20 protein-coding genes are annotated in these 20876 nt (G+C 47.6%); 5 read left to right on the top strand and 15 right to left on the bottom strand.

The window, feature by feature from the left end; genetic code table 11:
* Positions 1-13 precede the first annotated feature (13 nt).
* Positions 14-1504 carry a SulP family inorganic anion transporter gene (locus QZ209_RS01720; RefSeq protein ID WP_294344044.1) on the bottom strand — a complete coding sequence of 497 codons (1491 nt, stop codon included), beginning with the start codon at positions 1502-1504 and terminating at the stop codon, positions 14-16.
* A gap of 451 nt (positions 1505-1955) precedes the next feature.
* Here QZ209_RS01720 and QZ209_RS01715 point away from each other — a divergent pair, with 451 nt between their 5' ends.
* Both QZ209_RS01715 and QZ209_RS01710 read left to right on the top strand, forming a co-directional pair.
* Entirely contained in the window at positions 1956-2594 is a 639-nt protein-coding gene (locus QZ209_RS01715; RefSeq protein ID WP_294344040.1) for a class I SAM-dependent methyltransferase, read from the top strand.
* Between the two features lie 182 nt (positions 2595-2776).
* Positions 2777-3712, top strand: a complete 936-nt coding sequence (locus QZ209_RS01710) for a type II CAAX endopeptidase family protein (protein ID WP_294344038.1) — start codon at positions 2777-2779, stop codon at positions 3710-3712.
* A gap of 14 nt (positions 3713-3726) precedes the next feature.
* Here the strand turns inward: QZ209_RS01710 and thiH are convergent, their stop codons facing one another.
* The 6 genes from thiH to QZ209_RS01680 form a co-directional block, all read right to left on the bottom strand.
* Positions 3727-4782, bottom strand: coding sequence for a 2-iminoacetate synthase ThiH (gene thiH / locus QZ209_RS01705; protein WP_294344034.1), 1056 nt, complete (start codon positions 4780-4782; stop codon positions 3727-3729).
* On the bottom strand, positions 4779-5558 hold the full coding sequence (locus QZ209_RS01700) for a thiazole synthase (protein ID WP_294344031.1): 780 nt from the start codon (positions 5556-5558) through the stop codon (positions 4779-4781). The genes thiH and QZ209_RS01700 overlap by 4 nt, the downstream gene beginning before the upstream one ends.
* 27 nt (positions 5559-5585) lie before the next feature.
* Positions 5586-5789: a sulfur carrier protein ThiS gene (thiS, locus tag QZ209_RS01695; protein ID WP_294344028.1), complete on the bottom strand. Its 204-nt coding sequence runs from the start codon at positions 5787-5789 to the stop codon at positions 5586-5588.
* A gap of 284 nt (positions 5790-6073) precedes the next feature.
* The gene (locus QZ209_RS01690; protein ID WP_294344025.1) at positions 6074-7300 is read right to left on the bottom strand and encodes an FAD/NAD(P)-binding oxidoreductase; all 1227 of its coding nucleotides are present in this window, start codon (positions 7298-7300) and stop codon (positions 6074-6076) included.
* A gap of 312 nt (positions 7301-7612) precedes the next feature.
* Positions 7613-8665 carry a phytase gene (locus QZ209_RS01685; protein WP_294344021.1) on the bottom strand — a complete coding sequence of 351 codons (1053 nt, stop codon included), beginning with the start codon at positions 8663-8665 and terminating at the stop codon, positions 7613-7615.
* An 87-nt stretch (positions 8666-8752) separates the two neighbouring features.
* Positions 8753-11527 carry a TonB-dependent receptor gene (locus tag QZ209_RS01680; protein ID WP_294344020.1) on the bottom strand — a complete coding sequence of 925 codons (2775 nt, stop codon included), beginning with the start codon at positions 11525-11527 and terminating at the stop codon, positions 8753-8755.
* 560 nt (positions 11528-12087) lie between these two features.
* Here QZ209_RS01680 and QZ209_RS01675 point away from each other — a divergent pair.
* The 3 genes from QZ209_RS01675 (at position 12088) to QZ209_RS01665 (ending at position 13926) form a co-directional block, all read left to right on the top strand.
* The gene (locus QZ209_RS01675; RefSeq protein ID WP_294344017.1) at positions 12088-12666 is read left to right on the top strand and encodes an inorganic diphosphatase; all 579 of its coding nucleotides are present in this window, start codon (positions 12088-12090) and stop codon (positions 12664-12666) included.
* 49 nt (positions 12667-12715) lie between these two features.
* A complete protein-coding gene (locus tag QZ209_RS01670; protein WP_294344014.1) occupies positions 12716-13210 on the top strand; it encodes a GyrI-like domain-containing protein in 495 nt (164 codons plus the stop codon).
* Positions 13211-13293: 83 nt separating this feature from the next.
* On the top strand, positions 13294-13926 hold the full coding sequence (locus QZ209_RS01665; protein WP_294343977.1) for a GNAT family N-acetyltransferase: 633 nt from the start codon (positions 13294-13296) through the stop codon (positions 13924-13926).
* Positions 13927-13976: 50 nt separating this feature from the next.
* Here the strand turns inward: QZ209_RS01665 and rsxA are convergent, their stop codons facing one another.
* The 8 genes from rsxA to purB all read right to left on the bottom strand — a co-directional run bounded on the left by rsxA (position 13977) and on the right by purB (position 20791).
* Positions 13977-14555: an electron transport complex subunit RsxA gene (rsxA, locus tag QZ209_RS01660; RefSeq protein ID WP_110022297.1), complete on the bottom strand. Its 579-nt coding sequence runs from the start codon at positions 14553-14555 to the stop codon at positions 13977-13979.
* 5 nt (positions 14556-14560) lie between these two features.
* Entirely contained in the window at positions 14561-15166 is a 606-nt protein-coding gene (locus tag QZ209_RS01655; RefSeq protein ID WP_294343972.1) for an electron transport complex subunit E, read from the bottom strand.
* Positions 15163-15708, bottom strand: coding sequence for an RnfABCDGE type electron transport complex subunit G (locus QZ209_RS01650; protein WP_294343969.1), 546 nt, complete (start codon positions 15706-15708; stop codon positions 15163-15165). The genes QZ209_RS01655 and QZ209_RS01650 overlap by 4 nt, the downstream gene beginning before the upstream one ends.
* On the bottom strand, positions 15705-16700 hold the full coding sequence (locus QZ209_RS01645; RefSeq protein ID WP_294343966.1) for an RnfABCDGE type electron transport complex subunit D: 996 nt from the start codon (positions 16698-16700) through the stop codon (positions 15705-15707). The genes QZ209_RS01650 and QZ209_RS01645 overlap by 4 nt, the downstream gene beginning before the upstream one ends.
* Positions 16701-16719: 19 nt before the next feature.
* Positions 16720-18045 carry an electron transport complex subunit RsxC gene (gene rsxC, locus QZ209_RS01640; RefSeq protein ID WP_294343964.1) on the bottom strand — a complete coding sequence of 442 codons (1326 nt, stop codon included), beginning with the start codon at positions 18043-18045 and terminating at the stop codon, positions 16720-16722.
* On the bottom strand, positions 18046-18885 hold the full coding sequence (locus tag QZ209_RS01635; protein ID WP_294343961.1) for a Fe-S cluster domain-containing protein: 840 nt from the start codon (positions 18883-18885) through the stop codon (positions 18046-18048).
* Between the two features lie 6 nt (positions 18886-18891).
* Positions 18892-19287 (bottom strand): SoxR reducing system RseC family protein, encoded by a 396-nt coding sequence (locus tag QZ209_RS01630; protein ID WP_294343958.1) that lies wholly within the window; start codon positions 19285-19287, stop codon positions 18892-18894.
* Positions 19288-19486: 199 nt separating this feature from the next.
* Positions 19487-20791: an adenylosuccinate lyase gene (gene purB / locus QZ209_RS01625; protein WP_294343956.1), complete on the bottom strand. Its 1305-nt coding sequence runs from the start codon at positions 20789-20791 to the stop codon at positions 19487-19489.
* Between the last annotated feature and the right edge of the window lie 85 nt (positions 20792-20876).

Raw genomic sequence — 20876 nt, 5'->3', positions numbered from 1 at the left:
GGAGCGTTGCTATTTAATGGCTTGCAAGAATTTTTTCGACCTCTTCAGGTTTGTCGTGTACTCCAAAACGGTCGACGATGGTGGCACTGGCTTCGTTCATCCCGATAATTTCTACATGGGTTCCTTCACGCCGGAATTTAATGACAACCTTGTCGAAGGCCGAAACCGCGCTGATATCCCAGAAATGTGCATGTGATAGATCAATAATAACTTTCTCCAGAGCTTCTTTAAAGTCGAAAGCTTCCGCAAATTTATCGGCTGAGGCGAAAAAGACCTGACCGGTTACCTTGTATGTTCTCGATGCGGTCGCTTCGTTTACAAGGCTTTTAACGACCATGAAATGCCCTACCTTGTTGGCAAAAAACAGGGAAGCGAGTAATACTCCGACAAAGACTCCGATAGCCAGATTGTGGGTTGTGACGACGACGATGACGGTTGCCGCCATTACGATATTGGTGGAAAGCGGATGTTTTTTCAGCTTTACGAGTGAGTCCCAGGAAAACGTGCCTACGGATACCATGATCATGACGGCAACGAGGGCAGCCATCGGTATTTGTTTTATCCAATCACTGAGAAAGACTACCATGATGAGCAGGAAAAATCCCGCAATGAACGATGACAGGCGTCCTCTACCTCCTGATTTGACATTGATAACCGATTGGCCGATCATTCCGCATCCTGCCATGCCCCCAAGTAATCCTGCTGTGATGTTGGCTATTCCCTGACCTTTGCATTCACGATTCTTGTCGCTGGAGGTATCGGTCAGGTCATCGACTATGGTTGCAGTCATCATGGATTCCAGGAGGCCGACAACAGCAAGTGCCGCTGAGTAAGGGAATATTATCGAAAGGGTATCGATATTCAACGGAATTTGAGGAAGAAGAAAAACGGGCAGGGTGTCGGGCAATGCTCCCATATCTCCTACGGTACGAATATCGAGGTTCAGAAGTATCGACATTCCGGTAAGCACGACAATGCAAACCAATGGTGATGGAACTGATTTCCCGATTGACGGAATGAGCGGGAAAAGATAAATAATGCCGAGGCCTGCAACGGTTAGTGCATAGACTTGCCAGCCGACATTGGTCAGTTCTGGCAATTGTGCCATGAAAATCAAAATTGCAAGAGCATTGACGAAACCGGTTACAACGGAGCGCGAGACAAATCGCATAAGGCTGCCGAGTCTGAGATAACCCGCGATGACTTGCAGAGCCCCGGTCAGTATTGTCGCGGCAAAAAGATACTGAAGGCCATGTTCTTTGACCAGTGTTATCATCAAAAGGGCCATGGCACCGGTTGCAGCGGATATCATTGCCGGTCTTCCCCCGGTGAATGCTACTACTACGGAAATACAGAACGATGCATAGAGCCCTACTTTAGGATCTACACCTGCAATGATCGAGAAGGCGATCGCTTCGGGTATAAGTGCAAGGGCGACAACAAGACCTGCGAGAAGGTCGCCTCGAATATTTGAAAACCATTCTTTTTTCCATGTTTGCAGCATTGAAAACTCTCTCTGATATGTAGTCGTGAGACAAAAAAAATCCAGGCATGTTCAGATGCGCATGCCGCTCATGTCATTTGATTCGGAAGATTTCGCCTATCGGCAAGGGTGATTGAAAAACGACCGGAATATAGAGGTTTTTTTTGAATAGGGGCAACAAGATCGATTTCTTTTTCACCTCTTTCGACATTACACTGGATTACAGACATGGAATCTCTCTATTGCCTTCTTCTTCCTTTGCCATCTGAGAAGCGCGTTGTAACCGGATTGGTAATTCTGCTTTTGCAAAACAAGGGTTTTCGGTGGTGAATGTTTTTGATTGAAACGGTTAGTAATTGTAATCTTGTACGGATACCGAATGCGATGAGAAAATGGCCATTTTGCGTCAGGTATCGATGATGGAGTGATATTCATTTTGTTGTTGAATGACTAACGGTTCCTATTTCTTGCCATGTCTCCAAAGATCGAGCAGTTTGAAAAATACAGCGATGCTTATGACAGGTGGTTTGAAGAAAACCCTGATTTCTATGAAGCAGAACTTGAAACCATCCGCCAGATGCTCCCTGAAAATTTTGCAGAGGGAACTGAGGTTGGAGTGGGTTCCGGAATGTTTGCAGAGCCTCTTGGAATAACCGTAGGTGTCGAGCCGTCGGATACGATGGCTGCAAAAGCCATAAGTCGAGGCATCGATGTCTATCGGGGTGTGGCTGAAGTGTTGCCTTTTGCCGATAACAGATTTGATTTTGTACTGATGGTAACGACGATCTGTTTTGTCGATGATATTCTCAAATCTTTCATGGAGGCATTCAGGGTTTTGAAGCCATCAGGTTTCCTTATCGTTGGTTTTGTGGATAAACAGAGTACGCTTGGCAAAGAGTATGTCCGAAAAAAAAATCAGAGCAAATTTTATGGCAACGCCGATTTTTTCTCGGCTGAAGAGGTGGTGAAATATCTCGAAACGGCAGGTTTTAGAAACTTGAAAATCAAACAAGTTCTTATTCCGGGAGAATTACCGGAAGTAATTCAGGATGGATTTGGCTCAGGTGCGTTTGTCGTAATCAAAGGTCAAAAAGTTACAAAAACCCCTTGAACAGTTTTCTGTTTGATGATTGCGCTGTTTCCTATATGAGATGAGCTCTCTTCAATCGTATCGAATTCAACCCATTTGCTCTCTCTTTACTGCAAGATGCTCTTGTTTATGCGGTCGCAAGTGAGTGCTTACTGTTGATTAACGTTTGTTTGTTTTTTGTCAATGCTTCATAGTTACATCCTATGAAAAAGACTGTTGGTTATCGTGGTGTGCTGTTGTTTCTGCTTCTTTCTTTTTCAGGAGCCTGGCTGGTAAGCTTGCCGTTGTGGATCAGTCAGAAAGGACTCCAGCATCCCTTTACCGGCCTTGTTTTGCTCGTCATGATGGTCGTTCCCGCTCTTGCTGTGTTTGTCGTTTCAATGATGAATGGCGGAAAAGAAAAAACAAGGCTTCTTGGCCTGGGGCTCGGTTCGAAAGGCTGGTGGAGGTACTGGATTTTCGGCTGGTTCATTGTGCCATTGTTTGCAATATTCGCCCCGTTTATGAGTGCCGCTTTCGGATTGTATACGTTGGATGTTCATGATTTTTCTGGCTTTAAGGTGCTTTTGGCTTCTGGAAAGGGAGGGTCTGATCCCGATGCGGTTCCTGTCAAGCTTCTGGTTTTCGGGCAAATCTTCAGCATTTTTCTCGCTCCTGCACTCAATGCTGTTTTTGTTTTTGGGGAGGAGATAGGGTGGAGGGGCTATCTTTTGCCGAGGCTTTTGCCGCTGGGGCAATGGCCGGCTTTATTGATCAGCGGAACTCTATGGGGGCTTTGGCATGCCCCCATTGTGTTACTGGGGTACAACTACCCTCAGCATCCGGTTTACGGGATCTTCTTTATGACGATATTATGCGTTATTTTCGGCGTTCTTTTCGGGTGGACCCGGCTTGCAACAGGGAGTATCTGGCCAGCGGTTATCGCTCATGGTGCCTTGAATGGCTCTGCCGGAGTCATGTATCTTTTTTCAAAAGCAGGGACAACGTTCGATACTGCTCATGCTGGCATAACGGGCTGGTCCGGTTGGATACTGCCGATTCTATGGATTCTGATTCTTTTGGTAACACGGCGCTTACCGGTTTCCGAACCTCCTGACGAGATGCTTTTGCCGGTGGAAAGCGAAACGGAAAACGTGTAGGCTTTGGAACGCTTCTATTCCAAACAGGGGCCATTGTAAACAGGTTCCCAGTTTTTGAAGACCGGCTCGATGTTTTTTTTCTGGAGAGCTGCACAAAACTCCTCCACATTGCGGTCGTCATGTACCTCGAACTGACCTTTTTCGTCTTTGTTCGGTTCGACGTATCCGCCAACTGTCGTCCTGCTTGCAATACTCATGCGGGTGATGGCAAGTGCCGACATACCGTCACGAAACCTGGGACTCTCGCGTGTTGAAAGAGCCAGCTCGACATCGGGAAGGCCAATCCGGAAAGCGAATATCATTCTTGCAAGAAAGTGGTCGGTTACCTGAAATGGTGGCTGATAGCCTCCGGTTTGCGGACGCATTCGTGGAAATGAAACCGAGACGCCGGCTTTCCAGTAGGTTTTGCAAAGATGGCGGACATGGCGTAACAGCTTCAATGCCTCTTCTTCAGGTTGGTAAAGGCCGAGCAGTGCTCCGACTCCCACAGATTTTATCCCTGCCTGAAGTGCGCGTTCAGGTGTTTCAAGGCGGTCGAGAAAGTTTTTCTTCGGACCCCAGCGGTGAAGCATATTGTATTGATCGGGGTCATAGGTTTCCTGGTAGATAGTGATACCGGTACAGCCGCTGTCTGCCAGTGAACGGTATTCATTGATATCCATTGGAAACGCCTCTACCGATACTTTCGGCATCAAGGCGGCTGCGATATCGACACAGCGTCTCAGGTAATCGAAACTTGCATCACTGGTTCGTTCGCCGGTAAGAAGCAGTACATCGTTGATGCCCATGGTTTTCATGCACGCCAGTTCACGTTCAACTTCTTCGAAATCAAGACGTCGGCGGAGTGTTTTTCGGTCTGAAGCATAGCCGCAGTACACACAGCCGCTTGAACAATAGTTCGAAAGGTAAAGTGGTGCGTAGAGTGACATGGTACGCCCGAAACGACGAAGGGTTATCGCTTTTGCCTCTGCAGCGAGGGATTCGAGTGAAAAAGAGGAATCCGGGGCGAGCAGGGGGGCTATGTCAGCAGATCCTTTTTCATCTGTTAACCATTGTGGAAGTCCATTCATGATGTTTTTCCAAGAAAAGAGGTTAACGGACTTGATGCAACTGCGGATCCTGATTTTGGCATGATCCCGGCATGCCTTGCTTTTCGACCGGCTTCCACAGCTTCTTTGAAAGCGGTTGCCATTCCAGCAGGATTTTCCGCTACAGCTATTGCACTGTTGACCAATACGGCTTCACATCCCATTTCCATTGCAGCACAGGCTTCTGAAGGGGAGCGCAGCCCGGCATCGACAATGACCGGTATGCTGCTTTCACGAATGATAAGCTTTATCATTTCAGCTGTTGCAAGACCCTGTCCGCTGCCAATTGCCGAGCCAAGCGGCATAACCGATGCGCATCCGGCATCTTCGAGCCTTTTTGCCAGTACAGGATCCGCAGGAATGTAAGGCATAACTGTGAACCCTTCCGAGGCCAGAATACGGGAGGCTTCAAAAGTTTCTATAGGATCGGGCATCAGGTGTTGCGGATTGGGATGGATCTCTACCTTGATGAACGGACTGCCGGAAAGTTCACGGGAAATATGTGCTGCTCTAACTGCTTCCTGTGCATTCGATGCACCTGATGTGTTCGGCATGAGCGTCAGGCCTTCAATGGTCGAGAGTGCGGCAAATAGATCATGTTCGACCTGCTCGCGGTTGAACCTGCGAAGGGCTACAGTGACCAGTTCCGCTTCTGAAGCCCGAACCGCATCGAGCATTGACTCTACGTTGCCGAATTTTCCTGTGCCAAGAATAAGGCGGGAAGAAAAAGTATGGGTTCCTATCTGTAATTCATTCATAACGTATTTGTTCAACAAACCGGCTGATCAACCTCCTTCTACGAAAGCAAGTACTTCAACCTGATCATTTTCTTGCAGCATCAGACCACTGCGTTTTTCTGGATATACGATGTTTTCATTGACAACAACAGCAACGCGCTGCTTTTCGGCACCGATGATGCCGAGTAGGTCGTCGATACTCGTGCCATCCTGGACGTTTCGTTCTTCGCCGTTCAAGGTAATTGTTATCATCTCAAAAAACTACAATTCATTTTCATGCTCTTCACTGAGAGAACAATAAGTTTACGGATTTCTTTCCGGCTTGCAAATTCTCTTTTTACACCACAGTGTGAACAGTCTCGAGCGCCTCTTGAAGTTATTTCCAGACGCCTGAACCGGTAGTTTGGCTTTATGCCTGTAAAGCGGGACCCGAGGTGGGCGCTAAGGGATGAAGAATACAGTACGGCAAACAAAATACAACATGTTGCCGATCTTTTCAGTTCCGAAAGGTTGTATGTTTCTGTTTTTTTTGATGGTCAGCCGATTTCCTTACCTGCCATAACCAGGGTTGGGGGCATGCCGAGGTGGCGTCCTGCGAGCAGGACGTTCCAGTACAGCCATTCAAAGCCGAGTTTCCCATACCAGTTCGCCCTGGTTTCAGTGAGGAGTGAAAATGGGCCCATATGGGGGAGCGGGAACTTACCTGGCAAGGGTTCGATCTTGTAGTTGAAGTCGATGAGGGAAGACGTTCCTTTTTCGTAGACAATGAAACAGGTTGAATGGCCATCGTAGATTTCTTCCGGTTTTATCCCGTGAATTTCAGCCATGATATTGAAAACAACGACATCGGCCTCATAATGCGCCACCGACCCTGCTTTCGATGTTGGGACGTTCGTTGCATCACCGATCACATACACTCTTTCGTGTTTGAGCGCCTGTAGGGTGTTGAGGTGAGTCGGGACGAATCCTATTCCATCATCCAGTCCTGAATTGCTTATGACTTCGTCGCCGATGGTGGTTGGAATGATGACAAGCATGTCATAGGGGATCCGGTTACCCTGTATGGATTCAATGTATTTTTCTTTTCCATTGACCTCGTTCAGCTCGAACATTGAAGTTATTTTGATGTTCTTCTCTTTAGCGGATTCTCCAAAAACAGCTGAAGCTTTGGGTTTGGTAAAAGCACCGGTCAACGGGGTGACAAGTTCGATCTCTACTTTATTTCTTATACCTTTTTTTCTGAAGTACCAGTCTGCCATGAAGACGAATTCGATCGGGGCCACGGGGCATTTGAACGGAACTTCCGCTATATTGAGCACCAGTTTTCCACCATCAAATTCCTTGAGTTTCTGACGAAGAAGATCGGCTCCTTCGATCGAGTAAAAGGTGAATGCATTTATACCCCATGCCTCCATCAGGCCATCGTTTTCTTCCGGTGCAATTTTGCAGCCGGTACTGATTACCAGAAAGTCATAGGAAAAACTATGATTCTTGGTTTTTACCGTTCTCTTATCGGTGTCGATATTGGTGATGTCGTCGATGACGAAATCGATGCCGGGCAGAATGTACCTTTTTCGCGACCGTGTCAATGTACTGGATTTTTGAAGGTCGAAAGGAACAAAAAGCATTCCCGGCTGATAGACATGCTTGTCGTCACGGTCTATCACCGTTATTTCCCATTCTTCGGGCAAGTGCCTTCTAAGGTTGTTGGAGATAATCGTTCCACCGGTTCCGGCGCCAAGGACAACTATCTTTTTTGACATGGTCTACTGACTCCTTTTCTTGATCATTTTTGAGGAAGATGAGTGATGATCTTTTGGGGAAAGAATGTAACGATCGTTAAATATAGGTAACAGCTTTTCGAAATGCAAGCACTTGTAATTACTGTCATTAGATGTTGAGAATCATGATTTACGGCTGGTGTATGGTTGGGTGTCGTCATGAAAATCATGAAAAAACATCAGTTTCTGAATCGGTTTCAGGTCACGGACAGGCAGCGGATCACAAGCATGCGCTTGACGGCCAAAAATATGGTGTGATGAAGTATGGGCAAGCCCTATCGTCGTCACAATGGTTTAGTGACTGAGGATATCTTTCAAGGAGTAGTAGTGATAGGTTTTATCGTCTGACATAACAACAATGATACCGCAAGGGTAGTCGGCTGTTACGAGATCGGCGGCAGCGGCTATCCCATCGGTTTCCTTTGCCTGTGTTCTGACAACAGCGAGGAGTTCGTGCTCATGCGGTTTGTTCATGCTCTTGCCGTTTCTCGGGTAAAACCTCAGTTTTCCGGCAGCCTGATCCGAGACGATGATAAAGCCTTCGGTCTCAGCGATATTCCAGATAGTTATCCCTTCGTGATCTTCCTTGAAACCACTTGTCGCAAACAAGGCAAGTTCGTTGTTTGCATCACGGGCTTCCGGGTCGGCATGATATTTTCTCACCCCGACGCCTTCATCGGAATAATAAAGGTAACCCAGTTCATGATCGACGGCAACCGCTTCGATTTCCTGATGGCCGCTCCATTTTCCGAATTCCCTTACTTTTCGACCGGTAATACATCCGCCGGTACTCTCTTCGAGAAGGTACTGCCAGAGATATGTTCCGTCGGTCGGTCCTTCTTTGCGGCTGACTACGGCATACATTTTTCCGTCCGAAGGTCTTTTGTAGAGTGCGATGCCCATCGGAGCGTTTTGTTCTTCCCCTTCGAAAACAGGGAGGCCTCCGTTATCTATTGGGGTCATGTCGGGTAAAAGGAATATCCGTATCCGGTTCTCGAGACGTTCAGTGACAACAGCGATATCGATACTGTTTCCGTTCAGAGAGAAGCCGTAGCCGACATCGACATTGTTCGGTCTTGCAAGCCCTGTGATGTTTTTTTCTTGAATCATCTTGCCTGTAAGATCAAATACACACAAGGCACCGTCTTTGTCCTTGTCCGTCGCGAGCACAAGGCTTTCTGCGGGGTTTTTCCTGTTGACCCATATGGCGGGGTCTTCACTGTCATGGCGAACAGGATCGGTAACGGCCAAAGGTTCGATCATTTGTTCTGAGTTGCTGTGGCAGGAGACGAGCATGCTGCCAAATACCGTCAGTGGTGTAAGGGCAAGTGCCACCCTCTTCATCATCGCTGTTTCCTCTCTTGTCGGTTGATGAAAGAAAAGGGCTGAACCTTGTCAGAACGTTCAGCCCTTTTCGGGAAAAAACACTTTTGCTTAGAAATCAGCCTTGAGGCCAACCAGGAATCTTCTGTCATACCACTCTTCCTGTGCGACATACTGTTTTTCCCCCTGGTAGAAGCGCAGTGGCTGATTTGTCAGGTTACTGACCTCGAAGTAGAGCTGTACGATGTCGCTCACTCGATAGCCGCCATTGAGGTCGAGGGTGAAGGAACTGTCGTAGTAACGATCCTCCCACTTGTTTTCACCGATCGATCCTTCTTCCGCGTCAATGAAGTCGCTATGATAATTTCCCGAGAGGCGGATATTGAACGGACCGTTCTCATAAGCGATCGATGCGTTTGCCGTGTGCTCAGGGCTGCCCGGCAAGGGCAGGTCATCGTTTTCACGTCTCTCGATGTCGAAGTTGTCGATTTCGGAGTAGGTGTAGGTATAGTTCAGATACAGTCCGAGACCGGGGATGAAAGGTAGCTGGAATTGTGCAGCGGTTTCTATGCCCATGAGTGATCCGTCTCCTGCATTGACGGGCTGGAACTGCTCGAACGTGTCTCCCGAATAGTCGACATTTTCTTTTTTGGTTATGATAAAGTCGCTGATCGACTTGTAGAAAACACCGGCGGATAGAATACCGACATCGCTCAGATAGTGCTCTATCATCAGGTCGATGTTTTTCGAGAGGGTCGGTTCAAGCGCCGGATTACCTATTTTAATTTCCTCATCTTCCGCAACGATTTCCTGGTACGGCGCAAGGTCAAAATAGTTTGGCCTTGCAAGGCTGTGCGTATAGGCGAGCTTGATATTGGTTAGGTCATCGATTTTGTGACGCAGGTGGATATAAGGCAAAACGTTGGTGTAATCAGACGGGTTGCCTTCTACAGTGGCAAGCGAGTCTTCCTCGGCAAAGTATTTGAAGGCGTTGTATTCATTATGGGTGTGCTCGAGCCTTGCGCCTCCAAGCAGCGTTGTTTTATCGCTGATGTCCCAGGTCGCCATCGCATAGACGGCTTTGATCTGTTCCTTTGCGTCGAAGTTTCCGGCAAGCTCTTCTTTTACGAGTTTCTTGTTGAAATCACCGTTTTCCAGGTCAAGATCACCGAGAAACTCATTTGAAACAAAGACGCCAGACTTGTATTTGTCACCCGGCAGGAAATGATCCTTGGTTTCATCTTCCAGGTTGGCAAAAACGTCATCGCGGAAAGCTTCCTCGTCAACCGGCTCGTATTCGTAGAAATCGTTATCGCGCTTTTTTTTCTTGTCCCGGATTTTGCCTCCGAATTTTAACTCGAGCGCGTCGGTGGCGTCATAATGGAAATTCAGTGCGAAATTCTTATCGATATCCTCGGTATACTGATGTTCTTCGGTAAGTTCTTTGAGCTGCCAGTCTTCGCTGTCGGTCATGCCGTCCGATACATCGGGATTCGGGATCGTTACAAATGGATTTTCAGGGTCGCTGATGTCGGTGGTAAACGGTTGGTTCTTGGCTCTGAAGTTGATATATCGTTCATTCGGGCGATCTTCCGAAGCTTTTGAATATGCTGCCTGCCAGTCCAGATCGAGCTTGCCGAAATCATGTTCGCCGCCTAGTGTGAACGACATCGTTCTCTGGTCCTCGAGGCGGGCATCTTTTTCCGTACCGCCTTTCGTCTCTCGTTCTATCGTGGCGAGATCTTCATCGAGATCTTTGTACTTGGTTCGGAAGCGGTTTTCGTAGTCTTCTCTCCAGTTATAAATACCATTGAATGTAAGGACATGGTTTTCGTTGAAGCGATAGTCGAGTGCTCCTGAAAAACTTTTGCGGATACGTTGGACGTCATATTTCCTTTCCTGGAACTCCTTGATGCCTTCCATTCCGTCGTCTCCGGCATCCCATTCCGCTTCGATGTTGTCGGAACCGAAGTCGTTATTATCGTAAGAGAGGCTGAAGAGCACTCCGAGTTTGTCGTTGGCAAAGCGGTTACCATATGTGCCTCCGAACTGGTAGCGTCCACCGCCGGTTTCATCGAGGAAGTTCGAACCTCCTCCTGCTGAAAGAGAGATTCTTTCTTCAGTAGGGACCTTGGTGACAAGATTGATCGAACCGCCGATTGCATCGGCATCCATATCAGGTGTCAATACTTTGGTGACCTCGATGGTCTGGATCATGTCGGCCGGGATGAGATCGAGCTGAATCGTTCTGTTCTCAGCTTCTGCCGAAGGAATCCGTTCGCCGTTGACCGTTACGGAGTTGAAGCGGGGTTCAGTTCCGCGAATATGGCCGAAACGTGCTTCACCCTGGTCGTTGAAAACGCTTATACCCGGAATTCTTTTCAGGGCATCACCCACATTAGAGTCCGGAAATTTACCGATCTGATCGGAAGCAACGACATTGGTGACGTTGATGTCGTTTTTCTGCTGGTTCAACGCCTTTGCCTGGCCCTTAAGAATTTCACCAACAACGGTTATCTCCTCACTCATCACTACGCCGGGGTTCAGTCGTAGATTCTTTGTTACGGCTTTGCCGGGAGCGAGGGTTATCGGATATTCTCCTTTTACGTAACCTATATATGAGGCTTCAACAATTGCAGTAGTGCCTGAAACATTGTCCACTCGGTAACGGCCGTCCTGACCGGTGACAGCTCCTTTTGATGTTCCCCTGATGGAGATGTTCACTCCAGGAAGAGGGAGACCGTCAACGTCGTCAACGACAAGGCCGGTTACTGTCGTGCCGGAAGCCGATCCTGGCGTTTTAGCATGTGTAATGTCGGGGCCTATGAATCCATAGCATGTTACTGCAATCACGCAGGAGAAAAAAAATGTCAATAAATCTTTCATTATGCTGCTTTTTTGAATTGGAGAACCCTGAAGAGAGGAGAGGATTTCTTGACGCAAATAGAATATCTCTTTTGGATATTCCAGCAAATATTCCCTTGTAACAATTATGCAAAGGAAGCGTTAAGGGATTGTGAAATCGTAAAATGAGATTAACTCTTCATATGGGGCCATGTGATTGCCAGCGGCAAATGATGAAAAATTTTCGTTACAAAACCTTTGGTTTCAGAGAGGAATCGTTTTCTTTTTTTGGCATTTTTTATTATTCATTCAGCGTTTCAATCGCTTCGTTGAGCGGTGGTCAAAATACTCATATACTCTGTCTACGTTCCGGTTTTTATCGCCATGCTCTTGAATCTCTCATGGTGATAAATAGACGTTCCATTGAGATGATGTGCCTGTTTTAAACGCTATAACCAAAAAGTGCTGTGAGATTGTGCCGTTTTTTCTTTTCACAGGGTTGGCCAGCTTTTTTGTTGATTTATCTTGTAAGTTGTGGAAATCCTCAACGGCAGGGCCGTGTTCAGGATCATGCCCCAGGTTTGAGCCGGAATGGTCAATACATGCTGGTTGGGGATAAAAATTTTTATTCTGATTACAAACCCGAAACAGAACATGGCGATATACAGGTTGTTGTTGAAATCCCTGCGGGTACCTCTGAGAAATGGGAGGTTGACAAGGAAAGTGGAAATCTCGAGTGGGAATTCAGAGAAGAAAAACCGCGTATTGTGAACTACCTCGGCTATCCGGGTAATTATGGAATGGTACCGCGAACACTGCTCTCTGAAGAACATGGCGGGGATGGTGATCCGTTGGACGTTATCGTTCTCGGGCCTGCAGTGTCAAGAGGTACGGTTGTACAAGCAAGACTCATCGGTATATTGAAAATGCTCGATGGAGGTGAACAGGATGATAAACTGATTGCAGTGATGCAAAATTCTCATTTTGCAGACATCGGGTCGCTTGAGGAAATGGAGGACCGCTATAGGGGGGTTCTTCATATTCTTGATCTCTGGTTTTCAAATTACAAGGGAACCGGAGTTATGGAATCAGGCGGTATCGCTGACGAAGAAGAGGCGAGAAAGGTATTGGAGAAGGCAATTGAAGCTTATTCGGAACAGGAGGTATCGGCTGAAAAATGATCTGTACCATTGAAGCTCACATCGGATTAATTCAAGACAAGGAGGTATCATGAAAAACGAAAAGCCGCAAATCAAGGAATTGGCCGAAAGGGATGTGGCATGTGTATCCTTTACAGGTAACTATGTTGGCAATGCACAGGTTTTTGCGAACCTGTTCGACAAGCTTGGGGAATGGGCAGCTCCGAAAGGATTTATGGGGCCTGAAACGGTTTTTTTATCGGCATACCAGGATGATCCTGAAACAACTCCTCCTGACGAACTGACGCTCCAATGCTGCATGAGCATCCCCGCTGGCGCCGAGGTTGACGGTGATATTCAAAGAAACGTTCTTCCCGGAGGACGTTATGTTGTCATGGATGCTGAACTGGAAGGTCCCGAGGAATATGGTATGGCATGGGAGATGCTGGCAGAGTGGATACAGGAAGACGGTCAGGAGATGGTGGATATGTCGAGACCGAGTTATGAGATCTATCTGAACAACCCTGAAGAGCATCCTGAAAAGCATCACATTATTGAAATCTGCATGAGCGTTAAAAAGCGCTGATCAAGAATGTCTTCTGATGGAAAAGAACGTACAAAATTTTCGGTACGAGATCAGAGAGGCGGCATCTTTAGGATTGGAACTTTATGACTTCTGTAATGCATCTTGACGGATTGATATTTCAGCAGGGATTGCCCGAGGTACATCGTGAATGCGCAGCTACTCTTTATGACGAAGCTTTTGGTCAAAAGTTCAAGGTCGCTGTTCGCTCCAAAAAAATACGACGGTCTCTCCTGAAGCGTTGTTTTCAGCGTGACCATGCTTTCGTTGCCATTGCTGGCGACAAACTTGTGGGAATTGCAGGCTTTCACACCGTAAAAGGTTCGTTTACCGGGGGAATGACGTATGAGGAGCTGATTTCTTTGCTGGGATTTGTCGCGGGTAGTTGGGCTGCTGTGATATTCAGTTTCTATGAGAGAACATCCGAAAAGGGAGTGCTGCTGATGGATGGTATCGCCGTTCATCGTGATTTTCGGGGCGTGGGGATCGGCGGAAAGCTGCTGGATGAATTGGTCGTTTATGCAGAAAAAAACAAGTACGAAAAGGTTCGTCTCGATGTTATCGATACCAATCCAAAAGCCAAGAAATTATATGAACGTGTCGGCTTCGGAGCTGTCGGGACTCAACGGTTTCCTTATTTACGATGGCTTTTGGGGTTTGGTGGCTCTACGACAATGGAACTGAATGTTCAAACCCAAAACAAAAGGACCGCTTCCTGATTTCTGAAAGAGGTCCTTTTATTCATTATTGTTCTGCGTTCCAGTAAACTTTATTTCACCAAGCCCGAGAAACCCATGAAGGCGAGGGAAAGGATCGCTGCTGAAATGAATCCTATCGGGACGTTTTTGAAGGGTTTCGGTACGTCGGCTTCTTCGAGTTTTTCCCTGATACCTGCAAACAGGAGAATGGCGAGGATAAAGCCCATTGCCGAAAAAAAAGCGAATACCACGGAGGTTACGAACGAGTAATCTTCCTGTATGGCAATCAAGGCAACACCGAGGATAGCACAGTTTGTGGTAATCAGCGGCAGGAAAATCCCAAGCGAGTTGTAGAGTGACTTGCTCACTTTCTTCAGAACGATTTCAACAAGCTGAACAAGAGAAGCGATCACGAGGATAAACATGATCGTCTGCATGAACTCTATTTTGAAAGGCACCAGTATCCCGTAATGCAGTACGTACCCGATGGCAGTGGCGATAGTCATTACGAAGGTTACGGCAAAGCCCATGCCGAGGGCGGTATCCAACTTTCTCGAAACTCCGAGGTAAGGACAGATGCCGAGAAAACGGGCAAAAACGACATTATTGACAAATATCGCGCTGACTATGACAAGTAGAAGTCCTGATATTTCATTCATTTCTTATCTCCCATTTTCTTTTCAAGTGAATTGAGCCCGGCAATGATCAGCCCCAGACCGGCAAATGCGCCGGGAGGCAGTGCGAAGACAAGTATCGTACTGGCATCTTCACCGACAAGCGGGATATTGAATATCGTTCCGGAACCGAGGACTTCACGGAATATCGAGAGCAGAAGCAGGGCAAAGGTAAAGCCGAGCCCCATCCCGATAGCATCGATGATCGAGTACCAGAGACCGTTTCGGCTGGCAAACGCTTCAGCTCTGCCGAGAATCATGCAGTTTACCACGATCAGCGGAATAAAGATGCCGAGCGACTGGTTCAGCTCGGGAGAAAACGCCTGAATCAGTAGATCGACAATGGTCACAAAGGTTGCGATAACCAGAATAAACGACGGTATTCTGACAGTGTTGGGTATTGCTTTGGATGCCAGGGCTATGACAACATTCGAGCCGAGAAGGACAAATGTTGTTGCCAGTCCCATGCCCAGACCGTTGACTGCCGAAGTTGTGACGGCAAGCACGGGACAGAGCCCGAGGAGCATCTTTGTAACAGGGTTTTCTCTGACAAACCCTCTGGTGAAAATATTTAACGCTTCGTTCATTCTACTGAAGATTTAGGGTATTGCTCGTTAATGTATTCAAGGCCTTTGACGACAGCATTGGCAACGGCTTTCGAGGAGATCGTTGCGGCAGTGAGTTCGTCGATGTCTCCACCGTCCTTTTTGACCGTCCAGTTGGTGTTTTCAAGTGTGCGCCCCTTGAACTGCTCTTTGAATTTAGGTTTGTCGATCTTATCACCGAGACCGGGAGTTTCGCGGTGATAAAGAACTTTGTAGCCAAGGATTTTCTGCTCGGGAGAGACTCCGAGGAGGATTTCAATAAGTCCGCTGTAGCCTTCCTCTGTAGATGTCTCGACAGCAATACCTTCGAGCGTGTTGTCCTGGTTATATGCTTCGTAAAAGGTCGTTTGCTCGGTTGTAACCGTGTTCAGGCTGTCAAAGGTAAACGGAAAAATCTGTTCGATTGCTTTTCGTTTCATCTGCTCTTTGGCAACCGCTATAGGTTCACGTGTGAGGTCTTCCACGACAGCAAGCAGGGTGGCGCTCAGGATACCGACAATAGTAAGGATAATTATTGGTCTCATTTTGTTTCCGGCTTCTTGTTTTGTTGTGCTTTTCTGTCGTTAAGATCCCAGCGGTCGATAAGCGGGACGAAAGAGTTCATGATAAGTATGGCGAATGAAATTCCTTCAGGGTACCCTCCCCAGAGGCGGATTACGGCCGTCAGGAGTCCACAACCCAGTCCGAAAAGCAGTTGGCCTCGAATGGAAAGCGGAGAAGTAACCATGTCGGTTGCCATGAAAAATGCTCCCAGAATCAATCCACCCGTAACCATATGGAAAACCGGAGATGCATAGGTTGTCGGATCGATCAGATAAAACAGACCGGTAAACAAGAAGACGGAACCGATAATGGTAAGAGGGATGTACATCGTGATGTACTTCTTGTACCATAACCATGCCGCACCTGCAAGCAGGGCGAGGGCTGACGTTTCACCAAGGCTGCCGGTCATCGTTCCATAAAAGCCATCCATGAGTGAAAGTGAGGCGAGCGCGGCTTGAACACCGTCTGTTTTCAGGATGCCGAGAGGTGAGGCTCCGGTTTCCATATCCACCATCATGTCAAGAGAAAAGGGGACAGGCATCGGCCAGCTTGTCATCGCTGCAGGAAACGAAATGAGCAGGAACACCCTGGCGACAAGCGCCGGGTTGAAAACATTGTAGCCCAACCCTCCGAACACATGTTTTGTTGCCACAATGGCGATAAATGAACCGACGATAACCATCCAGAGCGGCAGATTCGCCGGTACGTTCAATGCAAGAAGCAGACCGGTAACAAGAGCGCTGCCGTCGAGGCAGGAGTTGGGTTTGTTTCTCGCCTTGTCCATGAGCCACTCGAAAGCTATACAGCTGAGAATGGAGACTGTCGTGAGGACAAGGGCTTTCATGCCGAAAAGGTATACCGACATGACCGTTGCTGGCGCAAGGGCGATGGCGACATTGTACATGACCGATTCGATCGAGTCTTTCGAACGAACGAATGGTGCATTTGAAACTTTAAGGTTTACTGATTCCATAGATAGTAATACTGAGCCTTTAAGCTGATTTGCGTTTTTGGCGGTTATTGACTAGTGCCTTGGCGTATTTGATCCAGTGAACAAGTTCGCGTTTCGACGGGCAGACGTATGTACAACTGCCGCACTCCGTGCAGTTTGCAAGGCCCAGGAGCTGTATTTCATCAAATTCACGGATTTGAGCAACATTGGCGAGCAGCCATGGCGCGAGACCCTGAGGACAGACATCGACGCATTTCCCGCATCTGATACAGGTGCGCTCGCGTGCTTTTTCAATACCGGCATTGTTGACAAAAAGAATGCCCGATGTGGTTTTTACAACCGGTACATCGAGCGTGAAGAGTGCTTTACCCATCATTGGGCCGCCGGAAATGATCTGATTGGTTTTTTCTTTCGGGTCACCACAGAAATTGGCAATATCTCTGAAACTTGTACCGATAACCGCACGGATGTTTTTGGGGTGTCCTATTTCAAGGCCGGAAACCGTTACAATCCTGTCCACCAAAGGCTTGTTTTTGCATACAGCTTCGTAAATAGCTACGGCCGTCCCGATATTCTGCACGAGGCATCCTTTATCGAACGGGAGTTCCCCTTGTTCTATAGTTCTACCGGTAATTGCATTGATAAGCTGTTTCTCTGCACCCTGGGGGTACTTGGTTTTTAATGAAACAACCTCGATGCCTTTTGGTGATGCAAGCTTCGAAAGGACTGCGATTGCATCTTTTTTATTGGATTCGATGCCGATGTAAGCTTTTGCCTGTCCTGAGAAAAGTGAAGCGATGATTTCCAAGCCCTCGATAACTTCTTCGGGCGATTCGAGCATGAGGCGATGATCTGCAGTCAGAAACGGCTCGCATTCAGCACCATTGAGAATGATGGTATCGATTTGTTTGTCCGGTGGAGGAGAGAGTTTGACATTTGTCGGAAACCCGGCTCCTCCCATGCCTACGATTCCACCCTCTTTTATCTTGTTGATAATTTCTTCTTTCGAAAAACTTCGCCAGTCCACCGGGTCTGTATCGAGTCCTTCTGCCCATTCATCTTTTCCATCGGCTGTGATGAAAACGGTCATAGCGTACTGGCCACCGGGATGAGGATGTGGCTTGACGGCTTTGACCTTGCCGCTTGTGCTTGCATGAACGTTTGCGGAGATAAAACCGTCTGCTTCACCGATCAGTTGTCCTTTTTTCACTTCGCTCCCGACTTTTACCAGAGGTTTCGCCGGTTTTCCGAGATGCTGGTTGAGAGATATGGCCAGTTCTGTTGGAACCGACATCTCTTCTATGGGACTGTTTTCAGTGAACTTTTTTTCAGGAGGGTGTATACCTCCCGTTTTAAATGTCTTCATTTACGAGGCTTTTTTTTGTTTCACTTCATTGAGGTCCTGTTCAAGGACGATACAGTTGACCTTGGTCGGACAGACCTCGATACATTTACCACAGGAAGTGCATTTTTCCTGAATAATCCTGGCCAGGAAATTCTCGATGACAATTGCGTCGTCTTCACAAACCTTGACACATTTCTGGCAGGCGATACAACCAGCGTCGCACGCTTTCTTTGTGGCAGCACCCTTGTCATGTGAATTACAGGCTATAAAGTAGCGTTCCGCTTTCTTTTCCTGCATCACAAGCACGCCGGTCGGGCAAGCTGATATACAGGCGGCGCAGCCGGTGCAAAGGTCTTTATCGATGACCACAAGACCGTTTTCCAGACGCATGGCATCGAAATCGCAGAAAGCGATACAGGAGCCGAGGCCGATACAGGAATAGCGACACTGTTTCGGTCCGACATAGGTCTGGGTTGCTGCCCAGCAGTCCTGTATTCCCAAATATTCTGCGGTTTGTCTTGCTGTATCGTTGTCGCCCTGACAGAGTACGACGGCTGTTATCGGTTTGGGTTCAGCCATAGTGATGCCAAGTGTCGTGCCGAGCTTCGAGGCAAGGTCTGCTCCGCCTACAGGGCAGGACATCGATGAATCCCTGGTTTCGACAAGAACCTCGGCAAACTGCCCGCAACTGGGGTACCCGCAGGCTCCGCAGTTGACACCGGGAAGAATGTCATTGACGATGAGGACCATGGGATCTTCTTCGACGTGGAATTTTTTGGAAACATAGAAGATTATAAGACCGAGCGTCAGTGCTACGGAGCCCAGGCTTGCAACTGCCGGTATGAATGCTTCACTAATCATGCGTTGTTATTTAATTCCTGTGATGTAGTAATACGTTTTATTCTTCAGCGAATATCTCAGAACGATATATGTCACTCCAAGAACCGCTGCGCCGGTAAGAAACGATTGCCAGAGTTCGAGGTTCAAGGCATTTGCTATTCCAAGCGCTATCATAAAGAGTACCAGCGGGCCGATGAGCAGCAGCAATGCTGCTTTGACCTCCGCATGTTCTTTCTGATCACATTCGACCATATCGCCAGGCTTTGCCTCTATCTTGTTCTGGGCAAGAACCGTCTGGGGTTTCGCCGAGGGCTTTTGGCCCATGCTGCATGCTCCACAGTGCACATTTTCTTGAGAGGCTTCGGTACAGAAGATCTCGATTTCCGCTTTTCCTTTATATGTTTTCAACACTTTAGCATACATAGAGCATAATCCTCTCCTATGTTATTATCGGCATAATAATAACCTGCGTTCCATGAATATGTCCGATAGCTGGTGACAGTGAAATGTGAGATGTACTGTGCTACCCCGAACCCTCTTTATTGCCTCCGGTTCGGGGACAAAACGGCACGAAATTTAATAATATTCGCGGATATTACCAAGCTTAACGGCGTTAATTTTCTCAGAGCCCACTTCGGGCAAAGATGATGTCGACGCTTTTTCTAAGCTTGTTGAGTATGCTTTCCGATGAGAAGAGTTTTTCTATTTCTTCAGCAGAAACATGTTCGAGGATATCCTGATCCTGCAGAACGTTTTCTTTAAGCTGGATTTTCTGTTCCCAACTTTTCATGGCATTACGTTGCACGAGCTTATAGGCTTCTTCTCTGCTCATTCCTTTTCCTGTAAGTGCGAGAAGTAATGTTTGCGAAAGAGTGAGGCCGTAGGATGTATCGAAGTTCTCTTTCATTCTGTCCGGGTAGACAAGAAGATCTTCAAGGGTATCGGTAAAGGTCCGAAGCATATAGCACAGGGCTATCGTCGAGTCGGGCATGATGACCCTTTCAACCGATGAGTGTGAGATATCTCTTTCATGCCAGAGTGCTACATTTTCCAGAGCAGCGATGGAGTTCGAACGAACTACCCTTGCAAGACCGGTCAGGCGTTCAAAGGTGATCGGGTTTCGTTTATGCGGCATGGCTGAGCTGCCTTTCTGGCCTTTGCTGAAAAATTCTTCTGTTTCTCTGACTTCCGTACGTTGCAGATGGCGGAACTCAACGGAAAACTTTTCGATTGACGATGCTGTGATCGCAAGTGTCGTAAGAAACTCGGCATGCCGGTCACGTTGCAGAATCTGGGTTGAAATCGGTGATGGTTTCAGGTCGAGTTTTTTGCATACGGCCGCTTCAATAGCCGGTGATAGATGCTGGTAGGTGCCGACCGCACCTGAGATTTTGCCTACGGAGATGTTTTCAACTGCCTTTTCGAGCCGTTCCCGGTTTCGAAGCATCTCCTGGTGCCAGAGCAGCAGTTTCAAACCGAAGGTTGTCGGCTCGGCATGAATGCCATGTGTTCTACCCATTTCCAGGGTATACTTGAATTCGACCGCCCTTTTGCCCAGTACTTCGATGAGTTTTTCGATATCTTTGAGAAGAATCCTTCCGGCATCGCGCATCTGCATGGCAAGGCAGGTATCGCCAACATCAGAAGAGGTCAGCCCCTCATGGATGTAGCGTGACTGAGGTCCTACGTACTGATTGACATTGGTGAGGAACGCTATGACATCGTGTTTCGTCTCTTTTTCGATTTCAAGTATTTCGTCAACGTTGAATTTTGCATTTTCTTTGATGGCGTCCAGGGCTTCCCGAGGAACAACTCCGGATTCAACGCGAGCTTCTACAGCTGCTATTTCCAGTTTTAACCAGCGTTCGAACTTTGCCTCGTCCGTCCAGATGGCTTGCATGTCTTTCGGTGAGTAACGTGGTATCACTGCGCTCTATTTTTGAGGATCCAATTGCAGGATCCGGATTTTCGAAAAGCCTTAATATATCATTTACTTTTTACTTATGGCTGCC

This window comes from Prosthecochloris sp. (assembly GCA_015482705.2).
In the GTDB taxonomy this organism is placed as follows: domain Bacteria; phylum Bacteroidota; class Chlorobiia; order Chlorobiales; family Chlorobiaceae; genus Prosthecochloris.
Note: the sequence above shows the minus strand (reverse complement) of the source record. Positions and strands in the feature narration are given on the sequence as shown.